Annotated in this window: 25 protein-coding genes, 1 tRNA gene and 1 pseudogene; 20 read left to right on the top strand and 7 right to left on the bottom strand. The window is 41.7% G+C overall.

Features of this window, described 5'->3' with window-relative positions; translation table 11 throughout:
* The first annotated feature begins 52 nt into the window (after positions 1-52).
* The 8 genes from rpsT to EHS11_RS16885 all read left to right on the top strand — a co-directional run bounded on the left by rpsT (position 53) and on the right by EHS11_RS16885 (position 7,819).
* Positions 53-331: a 30S ribosomal protein S20 gene (gene rpsT / locus EHS11_RS16850; protein WP_109020972.1), complete on the top strand. Its 279-nt coding sequence runs from the start codon at positions 53-55 to the stop codon at positions 329-331.
* A 155-nt stretch (positions 332-486) separates the two neighbouring features.
* A tRNA-Val gene (locus tag EHS11_RS16855) sits at positions 487-559 on the top strand.
* A 96-nt stretch (positions 560-655) separates the two neighbouring features.
* A complete protein-coding gene (glmM, locus tag EHS11_RS16860; RefSeq protein WP_135765559.1) occupies positions 656-2,032 on the top strand; it encodes a phosphoglucosamine mutase in 1,377 nt (458 codons plus the stop codon).
* Positions 1,915-3,852 (top strand): glutamine--fructose-6-phosphate transaminase (isomerizing), encoded by a 1,938-nt coding sequence (glmS, locus tag EHS11_RS16865; RefSeq protein WP_246048003.1) that lies wholly within the window; start codon positions 1,915-1,917, stop codon positions 3,850-3,852. Before glmM ends, glmS begins: the two co-directional genes overlap by 118 nt.
* A 5-nt stretch (positions 3,853-3,857) precedes the next feature.
* Complete coding sequence (locus EHS11_RS16870) at positions 3,858-4,898, top strand: glucose-1-phosphate thymidylyltransferase (protein ID WP_135765560.1); 1,041 nt, start codon at positions 3,858-3,860, stop codon at positions 4,896-4,898.
* A gap of 3 nt (positions 4,899-4,901) precedes the next feature.
* Positions 4,902-5,816: an alpha/beta fold hydrolase gene (locus tag EHS11_RS16875; RefSeq protein WP_135765561.1), complete on the top strand. Its 915-nt coding sequence runs from the start codon at positions 4,902-4,904 to the stop codon at positions 5,814-5,816.
* Between the two features lie 2 nt (positions 5,817-5,818).
* The gene (locus tag EHS11_RS16880; RefSeq protein ID WP_135765562.1) at positions 5,819-7,420 is read left to right on the top strand and encodes a carboxyl transferase domain-containing protein; all 1,602 of its coding nucleotides are present in this window, start codon (positions 5,819-5,821) and stop codon (positions 7,418-7,420) included.
* A gap of 45 nt (positions 7,421-7,465) precedes the next feature.
* Positions 7,466-7,819, top strand: coding sequence for an STAS domain-containing protein (locus EHS11_RS16885; RefSeq protein ID WP_135765563.1), 354 nt, complete (start codon positions 7,466-7,468; stop codon positions 7,817-7,819).
* Here EHS11_RS16885 and EHS11_RS16890 read toward each other — a convergent pair.
* Positions 7,816-8,367 (bottom strand): DJ-1 family glyoxalase III, encoded by a 552-nt coding sequence (locus EHS11_RS16890; protein ID WP_135765564.1) that lies wholly within the window; start codon positions 8,365-8,367, stop codon positions 7,816-7,818. The genes EHS11_RS16885 and EHS11_RS16890 overlap by 4 nt on opposite strands.
* Positions 8,368-8,499: 132 nt before the next feature.
* On the opposite strand from EHS11_RS16890, the gene EHS11_RS16895 reads away from it, so the two are divergent.
* The 5 genes and pseudogenes from EHS11_RS16895 to EHS11_RS16915 all read left to right on the top strand — a co-directional run bounded on the left by EHS11_RS16895 (position 8,500) and on the right by EHS11_RS16915 (position 12,233).
* Positions 8,500-9,675, top strand: coding sequence for a trypsin-like peptidase domain-containing protein (locus EHS11_RS16895; protein WP_167884474.1), 1,176 nt, complete (start codon positions 8,500-8,502; stop codon positions 9,673-9,675).
* Positions 9,676-10,701, top strand: coding sequence for a Holliday junction branch migration DNA helicase RuvB (gene ruvB, locus EHS11_RS16900; protein WP_135765566.1), 1,026 nt, complete (start codon positions 9,676-9,678; stop codon positions 10,699-10,701). It begins immediately after the preceding gene.
* Positions 10,682-11,590, top strand: a complete 909-nt coding sequence (locus EHS11_RS16905; RefSeq protein ID WP_135765567.1) for an energy transducer TonB — start codon at positions 10,682-10,684, stop codon at positions 11,588-11,590. Before ruvB ends, EHS11_RS16905 begins: the two co-directional genes overlap by 20 nt.
* 57 nt (positions 11,591-11,647) lie before the next feature.
* Complete coding sequence (locus EHS11_RS16910; RefSeq protein ID WP_135765910.1) at positions 11,648-11,863, top strand: DUF2191 domain-containing protein; 216 nt, start codon at positions 11,648-11,650, stop codon at positions 11,861-11,863.
* A pseudogene (locus EHS11_RS16915) lies at positions 11,860-12,233 on the top strand (PIN domain-containing protein). Before EHS11_RS16910 ends, EHS11_RS16915 begins: the two are co-directional and overlap by 4 nt.
* Positions 12,234-12,266: 33 nt before the next feature.
* Here the strand turns inward: EHS11_RS16915 and EHS11_RS16920 are convergent.
* From EHS11_RS16920 to EHS11_RS16940, 5 genes are read right to left on the bottom strand one after another with little or no spacing between them, the layout of a single operon-like run.
* Positions 12,267-12,578, bottom strand: coding sequence for a hypothetical protein (locus tag EHS11_RS16920; protein WP_135765568.1), 312 nt, complete (start codon positions 12,576-12,578; stop codon positions 12,267-12,269).
* A gap of 4 nt (positions 12,579-12,582) precedes the next feature.
* Positions 12,583-13,782: a serine hydrolase domain-containing protein gene (locus EHS11_RS16925; protein WP_246048005.1), complete on the bottom strand. Its 1,200-nt coding sequence runs from the start codon at positions 13,780-13,782 to the stop codon at positions 12,583-12,585.
* Positions 13,783-13,832: 50 nt separating this feature from the next.
* Positions 13,833-14,249 (bottom strand): SufE family protein, encoded by a 417-nt coding sequence (locus EHS11_RS16930; protein WP_135765912.1) that lies wholly within the window; start codon positions 14,247-14,249, stop codon positions 13,833-13,835.
* Positions 14,250-14,256: 7 nt separating this feature from the next.
* Entirely contained in the window at positions 14,257-14,619 is a 363-nt protein-coding gene (locus tag EHS11_RS16935; RefSeq protein ID WP_246048007.1) for a hypothetical protein, read from the bottom strand.
* Positions 14,616-15,626, bottom strand: a complete 1,011-nt coding sequence (locus EHS11_RS16940) for a hypothetical protein (protein WP_246048008.1) — start codon at positions 15,624-15,626, stop codon at positions 14,616-14,618. Before EHS11_RS16940 ends, EHS11_RS16935 begins: the two co-directional genes overlap by 4 nt.
* 70 nt (positions 15,627-15,696) lie before the next feature.
* Between EHS11_RS16940 and EHS11_RS16945 the strand changes: the two genes are divergently transcribed.
* From EHS11_RS16945 to EHS11_RS16975, 7 genes are read left to right on the top strand one after another with little or no spacing between them, the layout of a single operon-like run.
* A complete protein-coding gene (locus EHS11_RS16945) occupies positions 15,697-15,876 on the top strand; it encodes a hypothetical protein (RefSeq protein ID WP_109020986.1) in 180 nt (59 codons plus the stop codon).
* Between the two features lies 1 nt (position 15,877).
* Entirely contained in the window at positions 15,878-16,423 is a 546-nt protein-coding gene (locus EHS11_RS16950) for a tetratricopeptide repeat protein (RefSeq protein WP_135765569.1), read from the top strand.
* Positions 16,420-17,016, top strand: a complete 597-nt coding sequence (locus EHS11_RS16955; RefSeq protein ID WP_135765570.1) for an RsmD family RNA methyltransferase — start codon at positions 16,420-16,422, stop codon at positions 17,014-17,016. The genes EHS11_RS16950 and EHS11_RS16955 overlap by 4 nt, the downstream gene beginning before the upstream one ends.
* Entirely contained in the window at positions 17,013-19,160 is a 2,148-nt protein-coding gene (pbpC, locus tag EHS11_RS16960) for a penicillin-binding protein 1C (protein WP_167884475.1), read from the top strand. Before EHS11_RS16955 ends, pbpC begins: the two co-directional genes overlap by 4 nt.
* A 9-nt stretch (positions 19,161-19,169) precedes the next feature.
* On the top strand, positions 19,170-19,586 hold the full coding sequence (locus tag EHS11_RS16965) for an acyl-CoA thioesterase (RefSeq protein ID WP_135765572.1): 417 nt from the start codon (positions 19,170-19,172) through the stop codon (positions 19,584-19,586).
* A gap of 28 nt (positions 19,587-19,614) precedes the next feature.
* On the top strand, positions 19,615-20,901 hold the full coding sequence (locus EHS11_RS16970) for a PP2C family protein-serine/threonine phosphatase (RefSeq protein ID WP_135765573.1): 1,287 nt from the start codon (positions 19,615-19,617) through the stop codon (positions 20,899-20,901).
* Positions 20,898-22,040 carry an LptF/LptG family permease gene (locus EHS11_RS16975; RefSeq protein WP_135765574.1) on the top strand — a complete coding sequence of 381 codons (1,143 nt, stop codon included), beginning with the start codon at positions 20,898-20,900 and terminating at the stop codon, positions 22,038-22,040. The genes EHS11_RS16970 and EHS11_RS16975 overlap by 4 nt, the downstream gene beginning before the upstream one ends.
* A 245-nt stretch (positions 22,041-22,285) precedes the next feature.
* On the opposite strand, the gene EHS11_RS16980 is transcribed toward EHS11_RS16975, so the two are convergent.
* Positions 22,286-23,740 carry an FAD-binding oxidoreductase gene (locus EHS11_RS16980; RefSeq protein ID WP_135765575.1) on the bottom strand — a complete coding sequence of 485 codons (1,455 nt, stop codon included), beginning with the start codon at positions 23,738-23,740 and terminating at the stop codon, positions 22,286-22,288.

Raw genomic sequence — 23,740 nt, forward strand, 5'->3', positions numbered from 1 at the left:
CCCGGGAGTGGTACTCAAAAGATAAGTAAAAATTCCTCGTAGGGGACATTCCTTGGCTAATTTACGATCTTCTAAAAAAGACATTCGACGTACAGAGCGCAGAAAAGAGCGCAATTCACAAGACAGGACGGAAATCCGTACATACGCACGCGGTTTGCTGAAAGCTATCAAATCAGGAAACAAAGAAGAGGCTCTCGGCTTTTTCTCCAAATACGCTTCTAAGATAGACAGAGCTGCAAAAACCAACCTCATTCATAAGAAAAACGCTGATAGAAAAAAAGCGAGAATGGCGGCAAAAATCAATTTGTTAGCCAAACCGGCTAGCGCCTAACATTTTTTTCCATAGCTAATGAATGAAAAGGTCGCGAGAATTTCGCGGCCTTTTTTGTTTTCAGACAATCGAAATCCTGAAGAAATCCAAACTTTAAAATCTCTAAAACTCTAGACATCCGAGTCCTGTGTTTTTTAATGACTATACGAACGAACGGGCGATTAGCTCAGCTGGGAGAGCAGCTGCCTTACAAGCAGCGGGTCGGCAGTTCAATCCTGTCATCGCCCAAATCCGTTCCTTCCGCCATTTACTTTTTCAAACCCCCATTCCTAAACCTAAAAGAATAGACTTCCCCTTTGGAAACGCCATTTTGGATTAGAATTTATGAGAATTTCTAAAGAATACGATTTGTCCAACTTGATGATTTCCATCTCAGGAGTCAGAGGGAAAATAGCAAACGGGTTTGGTCTTTCGGAAGCTTTATTATTTGCGCAATCATTTACGACCATGATGAATCATGGAAACGTAGTGATCGGGCGGGACTCAAGACCAAGCGGTCCTTATCTGGAGAGCCTCTTAACAGCCGCTCTATTGGCGAACGGTTCTTCCATTCTTTCTTTGGGACTGGTTCCCACTCCTACCACCAAAGCAGTCGTTAAACTTTCGAAAGCACGCGGCGGCATCATGATTTCCGCTTCTCACAATCCTATGGAATGGAATGCATTTAAATTTATTTCCAAAGAAGGGTTTTTTTTCAATGCGAAAGAAAATGAAACCTTGATTGATCATTTGAAACGTTTTCAATTTTCACCCGAGATGATTCATCCCAAAGGTGCAGTCGGTTTCGGCGAAGAATATATAGATTTGCATATCAAATCCGTGCTCGCGCGGATCAATCTTACAAAAATCAAAAAGAAAAAATTCAAAGTATTTGTGGATGCGGTCGGCGGAGCAGGTTCTTTCGTAATACCGAAATTCTTGCGCGAGTTAGGCTGCGCTGTAGTCGAACATAACTGCAAACCGGACGGAACTTTTCCAAGACCTCCCGAACCTACACCGGCAGCTTTGAAATCGTCGGAAAAAGCATTCTTAAAATCAAAAGCGGATATAGGTTTTGCACTTGATCCCGATGCGGATCGTTTGGTTTTATTTACTCCCAAGTTAGGTGCCATATCGGAAGAGTTGACTCTTCCTCTTGCTTTGCGAAACATACTTTCTTCTTCGAAAAAGGGAAGCAAGGTGGTCGTCAATTTATCCACCAGTTTTCTCAATGAACACGTCGCTTCCCTATTCGGTGCCAAAGTGATCCGTTCCAAAGTAGGCGAAGCGAATGTCGTAGAAGAAATGTTAGCTGAAAAAGCGGTGTTCGGTGGAGAAGGGAACGGAGGAGTCATAGATCCCAAAGTTCCTTCTTTCGGACGGGACACTCTTTCAGGTATCGGGCATATATTGAACCTGATGGCGGAAGAAAATAAAACCATCGATGCGCTCGTTTCCGAATTACCTTCCATCCATATGGAAAAACAATCTTTCCCGCTACCAAAAGGTTTTTCTTTGGAAACGCTTTATGAAAAATTTATAAAAGGATTTCCAAAAGCCAAAACATCTCAAAAAGACGGGCTTTGGTTATCAGAAGAAGATAGATGGATTCATATTCGTCCATCAAACACCGAACCAATATTTCGAGTTATTGCAGAGGCAAAGTCGAACGAAGACTTGCAACAAACCTTAAAGAGGGTAAAATCATGTGTGGAATCGTAGGTTATTTAGGCAAGAGAGAAGCTCTTCCCGTTATCATCAAAGGATTAAAACGTCTGGAATACAGAGGTTACGACAGTGCCGGTGTGGCAATGTTAAACGGTAATCTCGACATTGTAAAAAAGAAAGGAAAAGTTTCCGATCTTGAACTTGAAATAGGCACAAGAACTCTCTCCGCAACCGTAGGGATCGGTCATACCCGTTGGGCGACTCACGGAGAGCCGAATGATAAAAACGCCCATCCTCATACTTCGACTGACGGAAAACTTGCGATCATCCATAACGGTATCATTGAAAACTATTCCGCCATCAAAAAGGAATTGGAAAAGACCGGTCATAAATTCAATTCGGATACCGATTCGGAAGTTCTCATCCATCTGATCGAAGAGATCAAAAAACAAAACAATTGTTCCATAGACGAAGCTGTTCGCCTTGCTTTAAATGAAGTGGTGGGTGCCTACGCGATTGTGGTACTTTCTAAAGATGACGATAGAACCATGATTGCCGCAAGAAAGGGATCTCCTCTCGTTGTGGGAATAGGTGAAGGCGAATTTTTCGTGGCTTCCGATGCAACACCTATCATCGAATATACGAACAACGTAACTTATCTGAACGATCGTGAAATGGCTGTTATCAAAGACGGGAGCCTCATTGTAAAAAACCTGGAAAACATTACCAAAACTCCTTTTATCCAAAAACTGGAACTGGATTTGGAAGATATTGAAAAGGGAGGGTATCCTCATTTCATGCTCAAAGAAATTTTTGAGCAACCCAAATCCATCAAAGACGCAATGAGAGGGCGGTTGGTATCCAGAGAACACCATCTGTTTATGAGCGGGATTGATCAATATCTGAATCGTTTTTTGAATGCAGACAGACTTCTTCTCATCGGTTGCGGAACTTCCTGGCATGCGGGTCTTATCGGCGAATATCTTTTTGAAGATTTGGCAAGGATTCCGGCGGAAGTGGAATACGCTTCCGAGTTTCGTTACCGCAATCCGGTCGTAGGGGAAAAGGATATCGTTATCGCAGTATCCCAGTCAGGTGAAACTGCTGACACTTTGGCGGCAATTGAGCTCGCAAAATCAAAAGGTGCTTTGATCTTTGGAGTTTGTAATGTGGTGGGTTCTTCCATTGCACGTGCTTCCGATGCGGGCGCGTATTTGCATGCGGGCCCTGAAATCGGAGTCGCATCAACTAAGGCATTTACATCTCAGGTTACGATACTTACCATGATGGCAATGTACCTCGGACTCAAAAAAGGTACGATTTCTCTCAGTCAATACCAGGAGTTGTTATTTGGGTTGGATACGATTCCGGATAAAGTGGCAAAGATACTTTCCAAGGCGGACGAAATTTTAACGATTTCCAAATCTTTTTACAAAGCGAGTAACTTCCTTTATCTGGGCAGAGGATTCAATTTTCCCGTGGCCCTGGAAGGCGCTTTGAAGTTGAAAGAAATTTCTTACATTCATGCGGAAGGTTATCCAGCGGCGGAAATGAAACACGGTCCGATTGCACTGATTGATGAGGATATGCCGGTTGTTTTCATTGCAACAAAAGACGCATCTTACGAGAAAGTGGTTTCCAATATCCAGGAAGTAAAAGCCAGAAAAGGAAGAGTGATTGCCATCGTAACGGAAGGCGACAAAGAAATCCAATCTATGGCTGACTTTACTTTTGAAATTCCGAGCATTACCGATCCTTTGGTTCCATTGCTTGCTGTTGTCCCCTTGCAGTTGTTATCCTATCACATCGCAATCTTGCGGGAATGCAATGTGGATCAACCCCGCAATTTGGCAAAATCGGTAACTGTTGAGTAAAAATCGTGAAATCGATCTTAATTGACGAAAGGAATCGCCCCAAAATTTTAGATCCGATCTCCAGGTTTCATTCTTTCTTGGAATGGAATTTGGGAGGATTGAATTTGCCTGATAAACTTCGACTCAAGTATCCATCGGCAAATATTTATTATACGGCAGATGATCCCGGTTTTACCAAACTTATATTGCAAAGGCACTCCGATCTTTTGCCTTATAAAGAGATTTCCTATGATGAAACGATTCTCGCGGAAAGTTATTTGCCTTGGGAATTGCAGAGAGTTGTTACTTCCATTATAGAAGAAACACTCAGCCTGAATAAGGATTGGAAAAAATACCGTAAAAATTATAAAATCAAAGGATCCGGATTTCATATCGTAGGTAAGGAAAAACATCTTTATCTTCACCCTAGTGTGACGGTTTATCCGGGAGTCGTTTTTGATACCTCGACCGGACCGATACTCGTGGATGAAGGTGCCAAAATATCTTCTTTTAGTTTTTTGGAAGGTCCGCTCTATATCGGCAAATCTTCTCAAGTCGACAACGCAAGAATTGCAGGCGGAAGTTTGATTGGAAAAAATTGCAGAATCGGCGGAGAAGTTGAAAATTCAATCATCCTTGATTACGCCAACAAACACCATGAAGGTTTTCTCGGCCATTCCTTTGTTTCCAGTTGGGTGAATTTAGGAGCTTTGGCAACAACAAGCGATCTGAAAAACAATTACGGTATCGTAAAATTAAAGTTAAACGACTCGGAAACAAATACGGGGACGATCAAGTTCGGATCGATTTTGGGGCCTTTTGCCAAAATTGCGATCGGGGTCATGTTGAATACCGGATCGGTCGTAGATATCGGTTCCAACTTGTTGGATGCAAGAGTTTCGGGATACCAACATCCTTTCACTTGGATCAGCGCCGGGAAACATTACCAATTGGAATCTTTCCTTGCCGATACGAAAAAGATTATGGCTCGAAGAAGCGTGGATCTTTTGGATTTTGAAGAAGAGTATTTGAGAAATTTATATTCGAATTTATTGGAAGGTAAGTAAGTTTTGAATCCCTCTTTACAAGAGCATATCAATTCGGGAAAATATCTGGAAGTTAACGGAGTTCGTTTCTTTTACATAGAGAGCGGAAAACAAGATGAGATCGTTTTGCTTTTACACGGATTTTTAACGACCTCCTATCATTATAGAAAGTTGATCGGGATTCTGGGAAAAAAATACAGAGTCATCGCTCCTGATTTTTTAGGAGTGGGCTTAAGTGAAAGACCGAATTCTCCTTTGTCCCATAGAATGCAGGCATATCATCTATATTCCTTTTTGGAAAAATTGGTGGGTGAAAAAAAAGTTCATGTGGTTGTTCATGACTACGCTTTGCCTATACTTGCTTTTTTAGCAAAGGAACACCCCGAGCTTGTGAAGTCTTTAACCATTGTGAACGGTTTTTTGAATTTACCGAAATTTCGTTTCTATCTGCCAGTGAACTTGTTGAGAATCCCTATATTCGGATTTTTACTGTCTTTTTTATTTCGTCCTCCGCTCCTTCGGTTTTTTTATCAATTCTTTTTAACAAAAAAGGGATTTGTCTTTGAAAAGGGTTGGGAAAGCAACACCTATCAAATGTTATTTGCCGGAAATGGCCGCAAAAACACTCTTGAATATCTGAACAATGTAGATCGTTCCTCACATGCCTTGAGAGACGTGGAAGATGGAGTAAAGTCATTGATAGGACTGCGACAAATCATCATCGGTGACGAAGATACGAGACTATCCCCTTACCAAACCGAGTTTATCAAAATGACTCTTCGGACCAGCGGCTTTGTTACGGTTCCCGCCAAACACCTGCCAATGGAAGAATGCCCCGAGGAACTTTCCGTCAAGATCGAGTATTTGGTGGATTCCTATTCCAGAAATAAATCCAAAACATTTCATTTCTCCCGCAATAAAATAAATCCTGAGGAATAAACATGGAAACCATTCTCTCAAACATCCGTAACTCCTCCAAAGAGTTCCAAGAAAATAGATCGGCCTTTTTGGAATTGGTTGTTCCCATTCGTCAAACTATCAAACAAGTGAAGTTAGGCGGCGGGGAAAAGGCGTTAGAACGGCACAAGTCAAGGGGCAAACTTACTGCCAGAGAGAGAATCGAGCATTTGTTAGATGTAGATACCGAATTTTTGGAACTTTCCACACTCGCCGCCCATGAAGTTTATCCTGATGTTGTTCCTTCTGCTGGTATCATTACCGGGATCGGCCGCATTGAAGGCGTGGAGTGTATGATCGTTGCCAATGATGCGACCGTAAAAGGAGGAACTTATTATCCTCTTACAGTCAAAAAACATTTACGTGCTCAGGAGATTGCGGGAAAAAACCATCTCCCTTGCGTTTATCTTGTGGATTCCGGAGGAGCATTTCTTCCTTTGCAGGACGAAGTTTTTCCCGACAAAGATCATTTTGGTAAAATCTTTTTCAACCAGGCAAATATGAGTGCGAAAGGGATTTCTCAAATAGCGGTTGTTATGGGATCTTGTACCGCTGGCGGTGCCTATATTCCCGCTATGTCTGATGAGTCAGTGATTGTAAAGGGGAATGGAACCATATTTCTAGGAGGTCCGCCTCTTGTCAAAGCGGCAACCGGCGAAATTGTCACACCGGAAGAGTTAGGTGGCGCTGATGTTCATTGTCGTGTCTCCGGTGTAACGGATCATCTCGCAGAAGATGATTTTCATGCCATTGAAATCACCCGTTCCATTGTCAAAAATCTAAATCATAAAAAGAAAACGGTCTCTCTTCCTTCCCAGGATCCGCTTTATCCCGGAGAAGAAATTTACGGAATCATTCAAAAGGACTCCCGTAAATCATATGATGTAAAGGAAATCATAGCCCGTTTGGTGGATTCTTCCCGGTTTCATGAATTCAAAAAACTATATGCTACCACGCTCGTTTGCGGGTTCTCCGAGATTTTCGGGTATCCTGTGGGAATCATTGCCAACAACGGAGTTCTATTTTCCGAAAGCGCTTTGAAAGCGGCCCACTTTATCGAACTTTGTGACCAAAGGAGAATTCCTCTTTTGTTTCTCCAAAATATAACTGGGTTTATGGTGGGGAAAAAATTCGAAAATGCAGGAATCGCAAGAGACGGAGCGAAGATGGTCAATGCGGTTTCCACTACCACGGTTCCAAAGTTAACTATTGTTATCGGTGGTTCCTATGGAGCAGGAAATTACGGAATGTGCGGTAGAGCCTTTTCTCCTGATTTTTTATGGATGTGGCCTAACGCGAAAATCTCAGTGATGGGAGGAGAGCAAGCTTCCAATGTGCTCTGGACCGTAAAGCTTGACCAAGCGGAAAAAGAAGGAAAGTCCCTCACTCCGGACGAAGAGGCAAAATTCAAAAAACCAATCTTAGATGATTATGAGAAAAAATCTTCTTCGATTTACAGTTCCGCACGTCTATGGGATGATGGGGTTCTGGATCCGAGCGAAACTAGAGTGACTTTAGGCCGGGCTTTGTCGATTGTTTCCAAACGGGACGAAGAAAGAAAACCTTTCGGCGTTTTTAGGATGTAAGTTTTTTTCTTTTCCATTTCCTTTTGATATGAAAACTCAAACAAAATGTTGATTCACGAGACCATAATAGATTCAATTCCAGTGATTGCTCTGGAAGGGGAAGTGGACCTTTATAATGCCAAAGAGCTAAAGGACATTCTCGATTCTAAGATCAAAACTCAGCAGTATGAGATTGTGGTGAATCTTGCGAAAGTTCCTTTTATGGATTCTTCAGGGATCGGGACTTTGGTCACTGCAATGTACAAGCTCAAAAAATACCATGGCAATCTCAAAGTTTGCAATGTACACGGTTCCGTCGCCAAAGTGTTTAAGCTTACCGGAATGGAAAGTCATTTAGAAGTGTTTGCTGACGAAGCCGCCGCTATCCGGGCGATCATTAAAGAACGAGATATAGATTAAGGTAAGTGAAGCGCAGCTTCCACCCTGACTCTGGTTTCTTTACCTTCCAGTTTTTCCAAGATAAAAAGAGCAAATTCAAAAGCGGATCCGGGCCCCAGACTCGTAAACACTTTGTTATGCGAAACAATCCTGTCGGATGTATATACTCCACCTTCACCTAACATGAGACTTGTCGGAAATGCTGTGAATTTATCTTCTTCCGAGATGATGCCCCAATTTCTCAGTACATTCGGTGCGGCACAAATGGCTCCGATTTCTTTTCCCAGATCTCTGTGTTTGAAGATTATCTTTTTCAATAGATCCGAATTTTGAAGATTTTTTGCCCCTTCCAGTCCGCCCGGTAAAATGATCATATCGAAATTTTGATCTTTTACGGAGAGTAAAGTTTTGTCTGTTAGGTGGATTGTTTTTCTTGCGGCGATCACCGGCGCCTCATTCAATGAAGCTGTAACAACCGATACACTCCCTCGTCTGAGAACGTCTACGAGTATAATACCTTCCATTTCCTCAAAACCTTCGGCAAACGGGATAAGAACTGTAGAAGCCATACGGAAAGGTTCCCAAAAATTAAACTTTCGTTCAAGTATTTTATGGAAAATTCGATTTGAGGAAATGGGGATGTATGGAACTAATGTTCTTGAATCCAGTCTAATCAAACAAAGGAGAAGAATATACGATTTATGAATAAACAAAATCCTTTCAAATTCATCGCAGTCGCCGCCACTTCATTATTAATCGGGACATTTTTATCACCTATTATTACTTGTGGGGACTCTCACTCCGACAATCCATTACAATTAAAAGCAGACGGTTCCGATAAACTCTCTCCCGCACAAACACAAGCAGTCGCCTTGGAAGATGCATTCCAAGAAGTATTTGATAAAGCTTCACCCAGTGTTGTCTCTATCGCTACAGAGCGTACGGTAAACGTACAACAGCATCCTTTTGCGGGAGATCCGTTTTTTGATCATTTCTTCGGACGCCAGGGCAGACCTGGACAGGGTGCGGGCAAAGTGATGCAACAAAAACAAACCGGTTTGGGTTCGGGGATTGTTCTGAATGATGACGGTTACATTATGACCAACCATCATGTGATCAAGGATATGGACAAACTAACGGTAAAATTCAAAACACATAAGGCATATGAGGCTAAACTCATCGGATCGGACGAAACGATGGACATTGCCTTGCTCAAGATTGATGCTCCTAAAGGAAGTTTGACACCGATCCCTCTTGCTGACTCTAACAAGGTAAAGGTGGGGAACTGGGCGATTGCCATTGGTGCCCCGCTCGGATTCGAACAATCGTTTACAGTTGGGGTTGTGTCGGCAGTTCAAAGAGGTGGGATCGATAGTTCCGGACTTTCCTATATCCAAACGGATGCGGCTATCAACCAGGGAAATAGCGGAGGTCCGCTTCTGAATATCCGCGGGGAAGTGATCGGAATCAATCGGATGATCGCTTCTCAATCAGGGGGTTCAGTAGGGATCGGATTTACCATTCCTATCAATGAAGCTAGAAAAGTAGCGGAAGAGCTAAAAGTCAACGGCAAGGTAGTCAGGCCATGGCTTGGAGTAGGACTCGATACCATTACGGAAGAAGACATTGCTCAATTGAAACTTCCTTCGGAAAAAGGCGCGATCGTTAGACAAATCATCAAAGGTTCTCCTGCCGACAAGGCGGGAATCAAATTGGGAGATGTGATTATTGAGATTGGTGGAAAGGAAATTTCAGCTCCGGAAGAACTCATTAATTTTGTTCGAGGTTCAAAAATTGGGAAACGACTCGAGATAAAAATCATTCGAAATAAAAATGAAATCTTGACGCAGGTCACTCCGGAGCAGAAACCAAATTGAGTGGGTTTACGTGAAGAGATCAATACGGAGAGCATCGACGAGCCACAGCTTCGTCCTACTAAACTTTCCGAATTTATTGGCCAGAGAGAGGTTCTGGAAAACCTCTCTGTCTATATAGAGGCTGCTAAAAAACGAAGATCTCCACTTGATCATGTTCTGATTTCCGGCCCTCCCGGGCTTGGAAAGACGACTCTCGCAAATATCATTGCCAATGAGCTCTCAGTGGCATTTACATCCACATCGGCGCCTGCTATTTCAAAGGGAGCCGATCTCGTTCGGTTTCTTACACTTCTGAAAACCAACGAAGTGTTTTTCGTCGATGAAATCCATGGATTTGTTAAAAAACAAGAGGAGCTATTGTATCCTGCCATGGAAAACTACTTTGTGGATTTGGTAGTAGGGGAAGGAGTGACCGCAAATGCGCTTCAGATCCAATTGCAGCCATTTACTTTGGTGGGAGCTACCACAAGATCGGGATTGGTCAGTGATCCCTTAAAATCCCGGTTTGGGATTCATTTGAAATTGGATTTTTATTCTGATGAAGAGATGGCGATTATAGTCGATCGTTCGGCTAGACTACTTTCCGTTGTTTTGGAAGAGGGGGTTGCTTTGGAAATTGGAAAAAGAAGCCGCAAAACTCCACGAATCGCCAATCACCTGTTAAAGAGAGTGAGGGATTTTGGAGAAGTCCGAAATGAAAAATCAATCGGTCTCACTACCTGTCGCTTTGCCTTTGACCGGATGGGTGTGGACCATTTGGGATTGGACGGTGTAGACAGACAGATCTTGGATATTTTAATCAATCGTTATTCGGGAGGACCGGTGGGAATCAAACCGATTGCAGTGGTTCTGGGAGAGGAAGAGAGAACGATAGAAGATACATATGAACCTTTTTTGGTTCGTATCGGACTGGTGGATCGAACCCCTGCCGGAAGAGTGGCGACTCGCGCTGCATACGAACATATGGGATTCCCTTATGCAACACAGGTTAAATTAGGTGAAAAAGATGGCCCCAGTCTTTTTTGATTTCCAACTTCCTGAAAAGGAAGAAGGAGAAAAACGTTTATTTTACTCCGCAGCATTTGTGGTACTACTTTCTTCATTGCTTTTAGGTCATCTGATCACTCGCAATATGTTATGGAAGATGTTGGGAGAGGAATCCGCTTCCGAAGAACTTACCGCTCAAGAAAAAGAAAAAATCTATGATGTTCTGGTAGAACAACAGTTTATCAATCCTGACAAGAAGGACGAGTACAAAGCTCTCTCCAATAAAGAATCCGCAGGCGGTGGGGGACTTACCGAAAAACAAGGGTTTCATGCACTTTCCTCTTTTCGTGAATTCGTATTCGGAAGCAAGGCTTCCAATCCGTCGAAGGCGCAACCGAAAGCGGAACAAACAAAGGAAGATGAGATATTCGAAGTAGGGATTTTTAAAGCGGACCCTAAAACCAGCGAAAATCAACAGGAATCACCAAATCAAAGTCAGTCGAGTGGACAGATGATGAAAATTCCTTTCAATTACCGCTTTCAGCAGGATTTTTTGTTTCGATGGGACGGGTCAAAGGCGTTGACTGTACCTACCAAAGAACTCGCAGGTTATCATTATTTTAAAAACATGCTTCGCCAAATCGAACAATCCTTCGCTCCTCCCGGAGGAGGCAACTTTGCATATAGAGATATGGCGGGAACTGTAGTCAGAGAAGGGATCAAACCCGGGATGACAAAAGTTTTATTTATGTTAAACGATTCGGGCAAGGTTGTGGACGTTCGCTTGGTTTCTTCCCAAGGGCAAGTGGTCGTAGACCAATCCTGTATGGATTCTATCCGAGGACAGAATTTCGGAATTGTTCCCGAAGAGGTCAAATCAAAGGGTATGATCTTCGGGATTAATTTTATCTTTCCGAATTACAGATAGAATTGATTTATATATTTTTTCGTTGATTATGCGAATTTATATCGTATGATCAATCGTATGAAAGTGACAGCGATTCTACCCGATGACCTGATTGCCGAGGTTCAGAAATATTCCGGAGGCAAGAATATTACCGATTCTCTCCAACGAGCCCTTTCCGAATGGCTTAAGCAGGCTAAAATTCGGAAATTAAATACGAAACTGCACAAATCTCCCCTTGTCTTTCAAGATGGTTTTTCAGCAGAAAATATTCGTAATCTAAATCGAAATAGATGATCTTAGTGGATACATCCGTTTGGATTGAATTCTTTCGTGTAAAGGAACCTTTCTTTTCCGAATTAAAAGATTTAATTGAGTCTTCTGAAGTAGTTGTTCACGAAGTCGTTTTCGGGGAGTTGCTTCAGGGTTGCAGATCAAAAACGGAACTCTCCTTCATTCTCGATTATTGGGATAATCTGAATACTTTAACTTCCGAAGGTAGCTTTCTTGCCGCTGGTAAACTTCTTACGAAAACAAATTGATTCACAAAGGCATCGGACTGATTGATTCGGTATTGATTAACGAAGTTAGGAATAAGAATTTTCGACTTTGGACTTTAGATGAAAAAATTCTTAAAATTTTGGACAAAAAAGAAATCTATTCTTGATTGTTTTATTTTTCAGACACAGATAGATCCGTCTCAATCATTCACCAATCTGCAACCCAATCTTTCTCCCAAATACTTTGCTTTGTTCGTTCTACCCAAGCCTGAAACAGTTACTTCTTTGTTGGTTTGGTCGAGGTTGAAGAGGCTGATGGGAACCCATTGCCTTGCAAAGTTATGACATTGTTCTTCTGATTGTTTCATTACGTAATAACAAGAACAGAATTCTTTGGAATAAAAACTGGAGATGATGGCAGGAAAAGCGGATAGATGTTTCCAATTCCATTGCACCCAAAAAACTAAAATCAAGAAAAAACTAGCTACACCGATTGCAATTTTCTTTTTCATAAGACTACCTGATCACCGATTCTTTTACAAGTTTAAGAAGTTCATTTTTGCTAAAAGTTCCTTTCTCCCGATCGTCACCATATCTAACAATGATTATATCGAGGCTTGGAATTACATACAACATCTGTCCCCAATGACCTAGACCTGCAAACGTATCTTTTGGAGCATCCGGCCAAGGTTCCGGAATCCCCCTATCGGGCACTCCAGTATTTGCATACCAGTGGGATGTATAATTGTCTTGCGAAAGATCTTCGCTGTAAGGGGTAGTTTTGTAACCGGGTGCGGGGGTTCTTGTAAAGTCCACCCAACCTTCCGGGAGGAGAGGATTTCCTTCCCATACTCCATCATTCAAATACAGATATCCGATCTTGGCTAGATCCCTTGCCGTCAAATACAAGTAAGACGATCCTACAAATGTTCCTGATCCGTCCTGTTCGAAAGGAGCGTCTTTGATTCCGAGTGTTCCGAATAATTTTGTATAAACCAAATCTTCGTATGCTTCCTGCCCATATACTTTTTTTAGAATGGCGGATAGAATGTTCGTATCGCAACTGGAATAATAAACTTGGGTACCGGGTTCCGCGCGAAGAGGCAGCTCACTGCAAAATTCACCCATGTCTTTTCTTCCACGGGTGTACAACATGGCAATCACGGAAGATTTGAGAGGGCCGCTCTCATAACCTTCCTCTCCATCGAGGCCAGAGGACATATTCAAGAGATGACGGATTGTGATTTTTTTATGGGCTTCGTCCTTTCCCAAAGATTCGAAATGATAATAGCCCGGGTCATCCAGTTTGATCAGTCCGTTTTTGATTGTGATCCCGTAAAGTGCTTGGATGATGCTTTTTGATACCGACCATGTTAGGTGGGTAGATTCCTTTGTGAAATTGCGTGCATATTGTTCGAAGATGATTTTCCCGTTGCGGATGATAAGAAGTGCATCGGTCCTTTTTCCTTTTCTGTCCGTTTCATCTCCCGTTCTCGCAAAAGCATATTCACCGACTAATTTCAGTTTTTCGCCGGAAACACCGACGGATTCCGGTTTTGTTTCTTTCCAGTCGAGGGTAGGCCATTCCGGTTTGATCCTTGCCTGCAAGGGAGAGATTGAAGGAGGTCCGCCAAAAGGGGAGAGATCCTTGCCGCAGTCTAACAGGAAGACAAAGAAGATTAAAAGAAACAATCTGTACATGCAACTGTCCATCATTCGAGAGTGGACTCATCCTATACCGGATTGATTAGAAAGGAAAGTACAAATTACTGCGGGTGTTTTGCAAAATTTTGCAGCATATTGACCATAGAGGAAAGTCCGTTTCTGCGGGAGATTGAGAGAAACTTGGACAATCCGATTTCTTCTATAAATCCCAGAGATGCATTTGCGATTTCTTCGGGGGAATGGTCGGAAAACACTCGGATTAAAATCGCAATCAATCCTTTGGTCAGAGCAGTATCACTGTCTGCAAAGAACGTCAAGGCACCGTTCTCCAATTTGGGATAGACCCAAACCTTGGATTGGCAGCCGGGAACTATGTAAGCATCAGATCGTTTTTCTTCCGGATAGGGAGGGAGCTCATCTCCCAATTCGATCAGGTATTGGAATTTTTCTTCCCAATCTTGTAAGTCGGAAAACTCTTCTATGATTTCTTTTTGAATCTCTGAAACGGATTTTTTCATAGTAATGTCATTTAGGCGGTTCATGTGCGAATTTTTCTTTTTTGCGCATATAAAATTTGGGGGGTTGGTTTGATTCGGGCAGTTTCATATCCAGTCTGTTTTGCGTAGAAACCAAAAGTTCAGCTTTGTTATCTTGGTAAGGGAATGTGTATTCGGTTCGTGTTCGTAGTGTTAGTTTGTATTCCGTACCATTCCAAAAGAGATGGCGTTTCTCAAAATCAGCATACAAACATACGGGAGGTCTTACCATTACATCACAGAACTCTCCCTTAGGAGGAAAACGTTTTTCAAAAAGACCGCAACTGCAGTTAAGTAATACTCCCAAGATGAAAATGAATGACGGATAAACTTTATTTTGCACGCTCATCATTTGGAAAGACCTACATCCAATTTTGTTTTTGCAGTCGGTCTTTCTTTCAGCATAACCCGAATGATATTTAAAATCTCTTCATTTTTTTTGCCGGAAAAACTGTAATACTCTTCCAATAGATCAATGCCTTTCTGAGTGAGATTTTGCATATGGAAAATATTCGCTTCCGTGATGACTGCCGTCTCCGTGATTTTGTCGGGATTTGCGGTTTTTGTACTGCGAAGGAGGGAAAGAGAATTCACATAATCTTTTTTATAGAACTTTGACATTCCTTTTAAAAAATTTTCTTCGCGGGGGGAAAATTGAATCCTTCCCGCATAACCCGGCTTTTTTGTTGCGTCCAGGATTTTTTCCAGTCCTTGCGCATCTCCCGCCTGCATTGTGTTATATGTAAGTAGCCAGATAAACACAGATTGAAATTCAGGAGAAAGTTTGGATGTGTCAATGGAGCCGTAATCTTTTGTAAGAGCACCCGGCCTTTTTACATGACGGTAGGTTTCCGTTAGAAATAATAACAGACGGTTGTTCTCCCAATCGGAGAAAGAGGATCCTGCCACAGCTTCGGCGGTTCTGGCATTCCAAAAAATCGAATCGAGCGTGGATTCGGCAAGTTGGGTTTTTCCGATAAATTCCGAAAAATCGGAACCTAAGTTCAACACCAGACTGGAAGAATCGAAAAAAATCCCGATTCGGGGTAAATTCCAATAAAGACTACGCGCGATTAGGTGAAATGCCTGCGGATCGGTCGGGTCTTTTTCGGAAAAATTGACCGCAACCGTTTGAAAGTCTTCTATATCGGATTCTTTCAGTTTGTCCGATTTCCAGAGTTCGATCAGTTTTTCTTTCGCTTTTTCCGCGCGGACACTTTGATCCCTTGCAAAAAGAAAAAAAATTTCCTTTCGGTAAAAATACCCGAGAGAGCCAAGAATGATTAGGAAAATAAGCAGAAACCAGGGTGTTCCGCTTTTCTTCTTTCTATGAGGTTCGTATCTAGAGTAAATCGCCATAGATAGTCTCCATTTTTTTTTAGTCTCCCCACTTGACACGGCTTTTTCTTTATGATTTAGTGTGAGTGTTATGGAAGATGATTTATTTGATGATGATGAAATTGAGGCAGAAAGTCTCAACGAAGACGTTGTGACCTATGCATGTGAGGACTGCGACCATAGATGGGAAGCAGAGGGGGAGGACGAATACCTCGATTCCTGGGAATTGATCTGCCCTATGTGCGGATCTGCCAATATAACAGAACTTTAGTTTGTATCTTTTTTTCTCCATCTACGTAATTTGCCTATTTTCCATTTCCCCTCTTTTTTCGGAGGAAACTTCTTTTAAGTCTTTGTATGATGAATACAAAAGGGGAAATTACGAAACGGTCTCTCGTCTTACGGAAAAAATTTTAAATTCTAAAACCGGTAACCGGGATCCTCGGATTTTTTACCTTTATGTTGCAACGGAGCAGGATTGGGAAAAAATCAAAGCCAGGACGGGAAGTTTTCCAATCCCTACAGGCAAAGACAGTTCTCATTATTTTAATGCTTTGTATTTAGCAATGGAAAGAGCATTGGTTCTCGGGGAATATGAAAGCCTGATCAAATGGGGTAGGTTGTTTCAAAAGGAAGGAAAGGGTAACTCTCGTTATGTGGATGCAGTTTTGATTTTGGCTGCCGGTCTTTTGGAATTGAAAAATCCGAAAGAAGCTTTAAAAGCTATGGAAGAATTGGACAATCTGAACCCTTCCCCAAAAAACAAAGAACAGATGATCGCTCTTAAAAACGAAATAGGGAGAGATACCGGAAATTGAAAAGTTTGCGCGTAGGCTCCGGAAAATGGAGAGGAAAAGAAATCTCCGCACCGGATGAAATTTCGGGGCATCAGAACTTTACTAACAGTCTGATCAAAAAAGCGATTTTTTCTCTTATAGATTCCCGTCTTTCCGGTTGGGATATCCGAGCTGAGGATTGTCTCTTCTGCGATTATTTTTCCGGTAGCGGACAGATCGCAGCGGAAGCGTATAGCTTGGATTTTGCGAGAATTTTAGTTTATGAATTGGACCAGGATCGGTTTGGCAAACTTTTGAAATTGTTCAAGGGTCTTGCCAATGTCAAATTGTTCCGAAAGGACGCCACAAAACATGCATTAAAGTGGGAGCAGGAGACTGAGAAGGCATATATATTTTATCTCGATCCTCCTTATACCTATTGGTCCGAAACTCCCGATCGTATGAAACTCATGATTGAAAATCTATATGCTCATTGTAGCACTCTCTCCCGACCTTCCATCATTCTATGCCAGATTCCCGAACACCAGAAATCGGATAAAATTTGGGTGGGAGTTCCTTTCAAGGAAAGAGAGTATGGAAGTCATTCTTTGATCGAGACTATTTTCGAGATGTGATCCTCTTGTTTTGGAAAGAAAGATTCAAATTTCTTTTTTTTCTCCTATGTTGCAATTATAGTATTTCTATTTTTGCATTTCCCAGCTTTGAAGAAGTCCGCTCTTCCTATTTACCTTCCGATATTCTACTTCTTGACAGAACCGGAGAAAAGCTGCAATCCGTCCGTACATCACATAACTATCGTTCTCTTTCCTGGATCCCTTCAGGATCTCTCGCCAAACATACAATTGATGCCATCCTTCTCAGCGAAGATAAAAATTTCCGGGAGCACAACGGAGTGGATAGCTTGGCTTTTATCGGATCTGCTTGGGAGAAACTCCGTGGGGGAACTCTTAGAGGCGGTTCAACCATCACCATGCAATTGGTCTCCCTTTTGGACGAGGATCTGAAACCCGAAAAGGGAAGGCGTAGTTTTTCTCAAAAGATGAAACAAATCCAAAGGGCAATGGATTTGGAAGAGGTTTGGTCCAAAGATGAAATTCTAACCGCGTATCTCAATTTGATTTATTTTAAGGGAGAGCTGAAGGGAATTCATTCCGCAAGTGCCGGGCTTTTTCAAAAAGATCCCGGATATCTATCGCCTAATGAATCTTATATACTTTCGGTTCTGATTCGTGCTCCGGAAGCAAGTTTGGAAAAAATCATAGAAAGGGCTTGTTTTCTTAAGAAAAAGACGGAGGGAAAAATATTTCAGGATTGTGATTCTCTGGAATTGACAGCAAAGGAATCGTTCTTCGGAAGAATGGAATTTCCGGCTAATCCCAGTTTTGCGCCCCAGTTCGGATCTTATGCCATTCAAAAAGGAATTTCCAACGGTGAAAAAACATCTCTTTCCAAAAGTTTGCAGGAAAAGATTGTAAAGATACTTGTCTCTCATATTTCCCCGCTTCGTTCTCAGAATGTTACTGACGGTGCCGTGCTTGTATTGCACAACCGAACGGGTCAAGTGTTAGGCTATCTGGGGAATCAGGGAAGTGCAAGCGAAGTGTCCTATCTTGATTTGATTCAAACCAAAAGGCAGGCCGGTTCCACTCTAAAACCTTTCGTATATGCTCAAAGTTTTCAGGAAAAAAAGCTCACGCCAGGTTCTATTTTAAATGATGCTCCGACGGACATTCCTGTATTTCGGGGGATTTACCGCCCTTTGAATTATGATAAATCTTACCAAGGTAAGGTGACGGTAAAACAAAGCCTAGGCTCTTCTCTGAATATTCCTGCGGTCAGAACCCTTTCCTATTTGGATATGGGAAAATTCATTAATACATTATCCAGGCTCGGGTTCAAGGATCTCGCCTATCCTGAATTTTACGGTCCTTCTCTTGCTTTGGGAACAGCGGATGTCAGTCTTTGGGAACTAACAAATGCTTATCGGATATTTGCCAATTCGGGAATATATTCCGAACCGAAGGTTCGATTTGAAGAATTAAGCGAAACTCCGAAAGAGAAACGGACATCTTCGAAAGAAATCCTATCGGAAGAAAATCCTATCTTTCGGCCCGAGGTGGCATTTTTAATTACTAGTATTCTTTCCGATAGGGAAGCGAGGGCTTTGACTTTCGGTTGGGAAAATCATTTATCCACTTCGTTTTTCACGGCAGTGAAAACAGGAACGAGCCAGGACATGAGAGACAATTGGTGTATCGGTTATTCCGGCGAATACACCGTAGGAGTTTGGGTAGGCAATGCAAAAGGTCTGCCTATGAAAGATGTTTCGGGCATCACTGGTGCCGCTCCCATTTGGAGGGATGTGATGGAATTTCTTCATTCTGAAACTCCTTCTACATATCCGAAACCTCCCAAGAATATCTCTTACAACACCGACAAACAAACATACTATGAAAAAGGTTTGGAAGATGAATCCATAGAAACGATTCAAGTTTTTAAAACCAAAACTCCGCCGAAAATCATTTCTCCCGCAGATCAAACTGTTTTTGCAGATGATCCCGATATCCCGAAAGGAAGACAAAAAATTTTATTCAAGCTGAACCGGTATGAAAAAAATTCAAATTGGTCTTTGAATAAAAAAAATCTAGGTCCGGCGGCGGAACCTTTTTTTTGGAACTTGGAAAAAGGCAATTTCCATTTGGAGCTCTTGGATCAAAGTGGAAAAGTATTGGATCAAGTTTCGTTCGAAGTTCGTTAGGGAGATAAGGTGGGAAAACCCGTTAAATACAGACACAGTTATTTTCAAAAAGTGGCATGGGGAGAAATGGATGCTTTCGGGCACGTAAACAACGTAACTTATGTTAGATATTTTGAGACTGCTCGTGCGGATTATTTTACAGCGGAATCTCTTTGGGATTCCCCTCTAAAGCCGGTTAGGTTTGGTCCGGTGTTGACCCATTTGGATATGGACTATCGGAAACAAGTTGTATTTCCCGCCACATTGGAAGTTTCCCTGGAAGTTGACTCTATTTCTTCCCGTGCTTTTACGGTTGTATGTTCCATGTGGAATCAAAACGAAGATTGTGTTCTGACGGGACACGCCGGTTTTATCTGGTTTGATTTTGAACTTCAGAAACCCTCTCAGATTCCCGACGTTTTTCGGGAAAAATTTGGTTCTAAATGAAACCGGAGTTGTTTAATATGGAATGAGCATGAAGCTAAAAAGGAGAGAGTCCGACAAGTTCCAATTGGATCAGGAAGTATTGAAAATCGCGAGGATTTGCCTTGGAGTATTTTCAGCATTTATTGCTTTTGGAATTTTTGCCCCCACCCAGGAACAAGGTCTCTATGATCCGAAGTGGATTCGAATCGTTCATTCAAGCGTTACATTCGCTTTCTTTCTATTCTCTTATTTTTCTTTTTTGATTCGCAGATACATCCAATCGATTACGCTCGTATTTTTTTATACGATGAGCACGCATTCTCTTGCTTTGCTCTATTGGAACTCGCTTTTCGTCGGTTATCTGATCGGTATGGTTATGGTGATCAGTTGTATCGGAGTGAGTTTTGTAAATCGCAGATGGCTTGTAAATTATCTGGTTTCCGTTTCATCCGCCGGAATCCTTGTAGGGATTTATACCGTAGATCCGCAAGTGGATCTTTCTCTTTATATCACATCCATCATCACACCGGCAATCGTATCTTATCTCACTTTGAATGTAAGGCTAGGTTCCGTTGCGAAACTAAGAGATTCCGAATTCCAGTTGAAACTTTTTCATGATCGTGTTTCCCGTGACTTGGAACTTGCCCAGGAAATACAAAATAATCTTGTTACTACGGTTTGGCCGAAGATTGCAGGTATTAAATTTACATCTTTTTTTCGTTCTTTTGAGAAAGTAGGTGGAGATGCGATCAGTTATAAATTAAGATCCGACGGTAGTATTGCTATTTTTTTTGCCGATGTTTCCGGTCATGGAATTGCATCCGCAATGGTTTCCGCCATGGCTGTCTTGGCGTTTAACATCCATGCTGTGGAAGAGGAACCGGCGACCTGTTTGAGGGCTATGCATGAGGATTTAAGAAACTTGGTAACAACCAATCATATCAGTGCGGTCGTTGTTTATTATTTTCCTGAAACAAAAAAGATCAGTTATTCTTATGCTGGTCATCCTCCACTTTTATATTTGAAAACGGATGGAAAATTTCAGTTTTTAGAAGGAAGCGGCAGGTTGATTGTATCCATGTTGGAACCCAAGCTTAGAAATTATTCAAGAATTTTGGAAGAAGAGGATAGACTTTTGTTATACTCCGACGGAATGATCGAAGTTTTTGATGAAGAAGGCAGGATTTTCGGAGAAGAAAATCTTGTAAGCAGTATCAAAAACCATTTTGATAAAAAAGGAGAGACATTGCTAAATGCAGTTTTCGAAGATGTTATGGCCTATTCCAAAGAAGCCGCATCCGACGATATGAGCATGCTTTTACTTGAACTTCAATGACATTAAATTTATTTTTAGCACCCTTTGTTTGGTTTAAACGGGAATTCATTCCGTTTCGGATTTTGGATCGTTACCTGTTTTTCGATTTTTTGAAAAACTTTTTAGGTACTTTGATTCTGCTCACTTCCATGATCATCATTTACGAATTTACCAATAATATGAAGTATCTGGTATCTTCCAAAGTACAACAATCCCATGTGTATTTGTATATTTTATATTCTGTACCGGGTATGCTTGTGCAAGTCGTATCTCCCGCGCTTATGTTTTCAGTTTGTTTTGTTGTTGGTCAATACAGTGTAAACAAAGAGTTAGTTGCCATTATGGTAGCGGGAGTTTCTTTTCTCCGTATCATCACTCCGATTTTGTTTTTCGGTTTTTGTATGTGGCTTTTCATGACTTTTTTCCAACAGTTTGTCGTGATCCCCGCCAACAAACAGGCGCAAATTCAATTCAGTTATATGGCCAAGGGTGCCAACAAACTGATTGATTTCGTATATCAATTCCATGTGAAAGGAAAGAACGGATTCTATTACGTATATTGGATCGATGAAAAGGAAAATACCGTCAAAGGTGGATTCAATTATATCGAAATCTCGGAAGACGGTCTTCCCGTATTTACAGTCTCTTCTCAGAAGGCAAAATTCATAGAGTCCCCACACCAATGGGTTTTGTATGATGTGGAAGAGGTTAAGTTCAATAAGGATTTGGAAGTAGTTTCCCGCGAAAATATCCCTGAAAAAACATATCCTTTCCCGGAAGATATAAAATACTTTTCCCGTCCTACCCGTAATCCGGAAGAGATGAACTTTTTCGAACTTGCGGAAGAGATCGAATCCAGGATCGGAAAAGGGATTCCTTATCGTGATGTGATTGTGCATAGACATGCCGCCTTTGCGATGCCCTTGATGTCTTTTATCGTAGTCGCTTTGGGAGCTCTGGCAGGTGCGATCACCAAACGATCAGCAGGTGTTGCTTCTTTGGGGCTTACGATCGCTGTCGTGCTTTTATACTATATTTTATATTCTACAATGAAAACTTTGGCCGAGAACGGAGGGCTTCCCATCTGGTTCGGGATATGGGTCACTCCGGTAATGTTTATTATCTTTGCCTATGTGTTTTATAAAAAAATGAATATTTGATTCCAATTCGGAAACGATCGGCAATGTTTTGTTATATGTTCGTTATGAAACTCCTATGTAGGCTTTGAAAAAAGAAGCGTTGGGTTTTGTATTGAATCATCTTCTTTTTAGTGGGACTTCTTTTGGAATTCAAATCATAGAAACGAGCCCGAATTATATCACGGTTTAGATCCAAGCCTCCGGCAAAAACCCGGAGGAAAGTTTTCTTTTGCAAACTGAACTAAAGGGAATATATGGTTGGTTTTTTAGTCTGTAAGAAAGATCCTCTTATACAAATCTGTTTGCAAAATCCCCTTCGGATCGTATTTCTTTTTCAAGGTATAAAATTTTTTCAGATTTGCTTTCGGAAAATAACTTTCCATCACTCTTTTGCGAAGTGTGGAATCTTTTGCAAAATAAAAACGCCCGCCCGCTTTCAAAACTATTTCGTCCATCGCATAACAAAGATCCCATAACTTCTGTTTATTGGACTTTGTTACCGGAAAATCCATTGCCATTGAGAATCCGTCTACTGCATGGGTGAGCAAAAACGGATCTGGTTTGTGTTTTTTGAATACGGACAAATAGTTTATGATTCCATAAGATTGGCCCAGAGAAAAGATTTTTTTCATCGCTTCTTTTGCAGTCTCTTTCGGAATGAATACCTGGTATTGAATCATTGCCCCCGGTTTATAAACAAATTTCCAGTTGGGAACATAGTCCAATAAAAATGCATACTCTGCATGACCTTGGAGATAAGGTTTGTTATTTACGAGAATGCTCGCAACATACTTTGCAAAATTGATAAGTCGCATCCCCAAATTGAAACTGAAAGGCCTCATCAGAATCCACATCCATTTTTTAGGAATGATTCCGAAAAGCCGTGTAGGAAGATGTTGCTTGTCCAAACGGCAGTTATCCGGAAAATCGGAATCTTCCCCCTCGCTTAGATTGACTGCTTTGTGGACTTGTCCACGGCCCATGGCGGCACCGCTTGCAAAAGCATCGATCCAACCCACCAGATAGTCCGAAGATTTGTATTCTTTTTCAAAATAATCGAAAAGTTCATCGAAATTTTTTACAAGTACGGGGAATATTCGCATCTTGCCGGAATAGATAGGTTTCATTTTGATCTGAACCGTTAGAAAACAACCTAACATTCCAAAGCCGGAAATGGCGGAATAGAACAAATCCGAATTTGTTTTTGGCGAACATTTTAAAATCTCACCTTTTGCCGTGAGGAATGTGAATTCCTTTACATGTTCGCCGATTGTACCTACTTTGAAATTGTTCTTTCCATGAATGTTCATGGAAAGTGCTCCGCCGACGGTAGGCATCATCGTTCCGGAAACAACCGGCGGCCAAAAACCTTTTCCAATTCCCGTTTCCCAGAGGTCTTTGATTCTTGCACCGGATTGAACTGTAATGATTCCCGTTTTCGTATCGAAATTCAATACTTTGTTGAACTCGGTCAAATCCAAAACAATTCCTTCGCTGTTGATGGAGGCGTCTCCGTAACTGCATCCTCCTCCCCTTAATGCGATCTTGGTTCCGTTGAGATTTGCATTTTGAAAAATACTTTGAATTTCTTCTACTGTTGTCGGTCGCAAAACAGAGCTTAACGAATATTTGTTCATTCCCCAAGCCTCCACCTTTTCTGGCTTGGGCAGTTCGATTTTCAGAGGAGATGTTTTTGTTTTGGAAACTTTTTTTGCGACCAT

This window comes from Leptospira ilyithenensis (assembly GCF_004771005.1).
Taxonomy (GTDB): Bacteria; Spirochaetota; Leptospiria; order Leptospirales; family Leptospiraceae; genus Leptospira_A; species Leptospira_A ilyithenensis.